The 4,851-nt window shown below is 70.6% G+C and carries 3 protein-coding genes and 1 tRNA gene; 1 reads left to right on the top strand and 3 read right to left on the bottom strand.

Features of this window, described 5'->3' with window-relative positions:
* Together ACTUAL_RS21610 and ACTUAL_RS21605 are read right to left on the bottom strand one after the other, a co-directional pair.
* Nucleotides 1–671 (bottom strand): GNAT family N-acetyltransferase (locus tag ACTUAL_RS21610; protein ID WP_440901525.1); only part of this gene is annotated, 671 nt, incomplete at its 3' end.
* Nucleotides 672–808: 137 nt separating this feature from the next.
* Nucleotides 809–883, bottom strand: a tRNA-Arg gene (locus ACTUAL_RS21605).
* 223 nt (nucleotides 884–1,106) lie between these two features.
* Between ACTUAL_RS21605 and ACTUAL_RS21600 the strand changes: the two genes are divergently transcribed.
* Nucleotides 1,107–2,024 carry a cation diffusion facilitator family transporter gene (locus ACTUAL_RS21600; protein ID WP_440901524.1) on the top strand — a complete coding sequence of 306 codons (918 nt, stop codon included), beginning with the start codon at nucleotides 1,107–1,109 and terminating at the stop codon, nucleotides 2,022–2,024.
* A gap of 7 nt (nucleotides 2,025–2,031) precedes the next feature.
* Here the strand turns inward: ACTUAL_RS21600 and ACTUAL_RS21595 are convergent.
* The coding region (locus tag ACTUAL_RS21595; protein WP_440901523.1) for a GH92 family glycosyl hydrolase at nucleotides 2,032–4,851 on the bottom strand (2,820 nt) is incomplete at its 5' end.

The raw sequence follows: 4,851 nt of genomic DNA, 5'->3' as shown, positions 1-4,851 counted from the left end.
GCGCGCTGTTCCTGCTCGCGACCTGCGAGTTCGCGCTCCACCCCGCCGGTCACGACCAGTCGGAGACGGCCTACCAGGTGGTCCGCTATCAACACGTGGGAACGCTCCGAGGAGGAGCCGTCCCCCACCTGGAGGTCCATGAGGATGTTGAGGTCTAGAGCGGCCTCCAGCAGATCCGGCTCGTCGTCCGGCAGGTCGGTCTCGGTGAGCGAGGTGAACAGGTCCGGGTGCTCGTGGTCCAGCCACCAAACTGTCATCGGGCTGCGGTCCTTGCCACGACCGCGGGCTTTGCCCGTGGCCTGGAAGCCCAACGACTCCCACATGGTGCTGAGCGCGTAGTCGTCCCGGCACTTGGCGCGAATGCCCCAGCGGGAAGCGTGCCGCTCCTTGATCTCCTCGATCAGCGCGCGTGCCACGCCCGTGCCCCGTGCTTCCTGGGACACGCAGAGGTGCGAAAGCGCGACCTTGTTGTTCCGGGGCAGACGGAAGAGCGCGTACCCCGTCACCACGTCGTCGACCGAGGCCACCAGCAGACCACCTCGGTAGGCCGCTTCCTCGAACGCCCCGGCAGGCATCAACCCCAGGGTGCTCTTGTGCCGCTTGCTCAAGTCGATGGCCGCTCGAACCGCGTTGTCACCCGGTCGCGCCTCGTCAACCCTGATCGCGCCCATGTGAAGATCGTCCAACCGACGACCTGATCGGGGTAGGGGTTTCTCGGATCGAACCACCGAATGGCGCAGCGGGGCAGGTGGTGTAGCACCGCAAAAGAAGAACGCCGTACCGCATTCGATGCGGTACGGCGTTCCGGTGGTGCCCCCGGCAGGATTCGAACCTGCGCACCCGCCTCCGGAGGGCGGTGCTCTATCCCCTGAGCTACGGGGGCCGTAGCTACGGGCAGAAGCTTAGCGCATGGTCGCCACCCCGTTTCACCACCCCCTCCACTCCGCTCTCCGGCCCGGCTGAGCTGGGGGTTTTCCGAAGTTTCACCGGAACGTGGGGAGCTGGCACCCGGTTGGGCGGTGTGGCCCTGGGGAGGGGTGCGGAACGATACGGCTCGACCACTGGGATGTGTTGCATACATGCGCATGTCACTATATGTTCCCCCCATGGGACACGGGCACGGGCATGGGCACGGTGGTGGGGCTTCGCTCGGGAGCGCGCACGTCGGCAGGCTCTGGATCGCCTTCGGGGTGGGCGCCGGGTTCATGGTCGTCGAGTTCGTCGTGGGGCTCGCCACGGGATCGCTCGCGCTGCTCTCGGACGCCGCCCACATGCTCACCGACGTGCTCGGCGTCGGCATGGCGCTCGCGGCCATCCTCATCGCCCGGCGGGCGCAGGCCCGCAACAGCCGGACGTTCGGGCTCTACCGGGCCGAGGTGCTCGCCGCCCTCGCCAACGCGCTGCTGCTCTTCGGGGTCGCGGGCTACGTGGTCCACGAGGCCGTCCAGCGGCTCGGGGATCCGCCCGCCGTCCCCGGACTCCCGGTGATCGCCGCCGCCACCGCGGGGCTCCTCGCCAACGTCGTCTCGTTCCTCGCCCTCCGCGAGGGCGCCAAGGAGAGCATCAACGTCCGAGGGGCCTACCTGGAGGTGCTAGCCGACCTCATCGGGTCCGTCGGCGTGCTCATCAGCGGGTTCGTCACGCTCGTCTTCGGGTGGCGGTACGCCGACCCGGTCATGGGCGTCGCCATCGGCCTCTTCGTGCTCCCGCGCACCTGGAAGCTCGCGGGCAACGCCCTGCGCATCCTCTTCCAGCACGCCCCCGAGCGCGTCGACGTCGCCGCCATGGAGGCCGACCTCGCCCAGCTGCCCGGCGTCGCCGAGGCGCACGACCTGCACGTCTGGACCCTCACCTCCGGCATGGAGGTCGCCTCCGCGCACCTCGCCACCCGCGGCGGCGCTGACCCGGCCGTGGTGCTCCAGGCCGCGCAGGAGCTGCTCGCGCAGCGGTACCACATCGAGCACGCCACGCTCCAGGTGGAACCAGGGGACTCCGCGGACCGCTGCCGCGAAATCCCCTGGTAGCCACCACCTACAAGCCCGTGCACTGGCCCGACTTCGGGCCCTTCACCTCGTTCGGCCAGCCGTGGTCCACCGGGGCCGGGTCACCGCCCGAGCAGGACAGCGGACCGGCCACGGCGTTGCCCGCCAGGAGCGTGCCGCCGCGACCGCCGACCACCGAGACCGGGCCCGCCACGCGCGCCAGCTCCAGCGAGACCTCGCCGGTCGTCCCGGTCACCGACACCGGACCGGCCACCTCGGTCTCCACCAGCACCACCGCCGACGCGCCCGCCGCCGACACCGGACCGCGCACCACCGAGTCGAACGAGTACAGCGCCGCGCCCGCCCCGACCGTGACCGGCCCCGACACCACCGCGCCGGTCAGGCACACCGTCCCGGACCCGACCGCCAACGGGCCCGCGTGCTCACCGGACACCACCCGGTCGCAGGTGGCGAACGGCTTCGCCAGCAGCTCGAACTCCGCCAGCGCGGCCGACCCCGGCAGTTCGAGGCGGTAGTGCCGGTAGTGGCCGGGGCGCGCGATCTTGAACGCCCTGGTCTGCTTCCGGTCGGCGAACCCCTGCCCGGACCGCTCGTCCACCGCGACCCACGTCTTCCCGTCGTACGAGCCCTTCAGCACCCACGAACCGGGGTCCGCGCCCGCCGCCCTGCCCGACGTCAGCGTGTAGAACTCCGCCTTCTCCCGCCGGTCCGGCGCCGCGACCTGCACCCACGACACCGCCGACTCGGTCGCCGACGTGTCGTCCACCAGCGGCCCCACCGGACCGGACGCGGTCGTCGACGCGGCCGTCACCACGTCCCGCAGCGGTGTCGGCGCCGCCGGACCCGTGGTCAGCGACGGCGGAGCGGCGTCCGGGCCGCTGGCCCACGTCGAGGGCGCCGCGCCCATCTCGAAGTCCAGCACCGCTCCGCCCGCGAGCACCGAGTGCGGCAGGTGCGCCTTGTCCCACGCCTTCCCGTTGACCTTCAACGACTGCACGTACACGTTCGACGCGCTGTTGCCCGGCGCGTTCACCACCAGCTTGCGACCGCCGCCCAGGTCCACCGTGGCCTTGGTGAACAGCGGCGACCCGACCGCGTAGCTCGCGCTGCCCATCTGCAGCGGGTAGAACCCCAGCGCGCTGAACAGCCACCACGCCGACTGCTCGCCGTTGTCCTCGTCGCCGGGGTAGCCCTGGCCGATCTCGCTGCCCAGGTACAGCCGCGACAGGACCTCCCGCACCTTCTCCTGGGTCTTCCACGGCTGCCCGGCGTAGTCGTACATGTAGGGGATGTGGTGCGAGGGCTGGTTGCTGTGCCCGTACTGCCCCATCCGCACGTCCCGCGCTTCGAGCATCTCGTGGATGACCCCGCCGTACGACCCGACCTTCGTGGCCGTCTCGGGCGTCGCGAAGAACTGGTCCAGCTTCTTCGCCAAGCCCTCCTTGCCGCCGTGCAGGTTCGCCAGCCCCTGCCCGTCGTGCGGCACGGTGAACGCCATGTTCCAGCCGTTGGTCTCGGTGTAGTCGTGCCCCCACACCTCCGGGTCGTACTGCCCGGCGGGCAGCCGCCACGAGCCGTCCGGCTTGCGGCCCTGGAAGAACCCGACCGACGGGTCGAACATGGTCACGTAGTTCAGCGCCCGCTCGCGGAAGTACTCGTGCTGCTCCAGGTACTCCGCCTTGCCGGTCTCCTCGTGCAGCGCCTTCGCCATGGTGGCGATGCCGTAGTCGTTGACGTAGCCCTCCAGCGCCCACGACATGCCCTCGCCGGTGGCGGTGGACGTGTAGCCCTTGAACACCGACGTGTCGAGCCCCTTGCGGCCCACGCTCGCGTTCGGCGGGGTCACCGTCGCGTTCTTCACCGCCGCCGCGAACGCCGCCTCCGCGTCGAACCCGCCGACGCCCTTGAGGTACGCGTCCGCGAACGCCACGTCGGAGCTGGTGCCGGTCATCAGGTTCGCGTAACCGGGGGAGGACCAGCGGGAGATCCAGCCGCCGTCCCGGTACTGCTCCACGAACCCGTCGACCATCTCACCGGCCTTCTCCGGCGTCAGCAGGCTGTACGCGGGCCAGGTGGTCCGGTAGGTGTCCCAGAACCCGTTGTTGACGTACACCTTCCCGTCGACGACCTGCGCGCCGGTCCGCGTCGGCGTGCTGGCCCCGCCCGCCCGCACGGGGCTCGCGTACCGGTACTCCGGCTCGGCCGCCGTCCCGGTGTTCTCGAAGCCCGAGTTCGGGTACAGGTACAGCCGGTACAGGTTGGAGTACAGCGTAGTCAGCTGGTCCCGGCTCGCGCCTTCGACCTCCACCTTGCCGAGGATGTCGTCCCACGCGCCCTGCGCCCGGTCGCGCACCGACTCGAAGGTGTCCGAAGTGGACACCTCCAGGTCGAGGTTCCTCTTGGCCTGCTCCACGCCCAGCAGCGAGGTGGCGATCCGCAGCGTCACGGTCTTCTCGGCCGACGTGTCGAACCGCAGGTACCCGGCGACGTTGTCCCGCCCGGCCCCGGTGAGCTTCCCGCTGCCGGTGACCGGCCGGTCCACCTCCCCGTACACGAACAGCCGCGTCGCGCCCGCGGACAACCCGCTGCGCACGTCGGAGAACCCGCTCACCACGCCGTTCTCGGCGTCCAGCGTCAACCCGCCCTCGTTGGTGACGTTGTCGAACACCAGGTTCGAGGCGTCGTCGACGAAGGTGAACCGGAACACCGCCGCGTGGTCGGTCGGCGCGATCTCGGTCCTCATGCCGTTCTCGAACGTGACGCCGTAGTAGTGCGCCTGGGCGATCTCGTTGGCGTGCTGGAACGGCAGCGAGCGCAGCGCCCGGTCGGCGGTGGGCGTCCCGGTGGT

Source organism: Actinosynnema sp. (genome assembly GCF_052038725.1).
The sequence above is the reverse complement of the archived record's forward strand: the minus strand, read 5'-3'. Positions and strand labels throughout refer to the sequence as shown.

Coding starts and splice junctions, on each gene's coding strand:
- ACTUAL_RS21600 (WP_440901524.1), top strand. CDS start 1,107: ATGGGACACGGGCACGGGCATGGGCACGGTGGTGGGGCTTCGCTCGGG.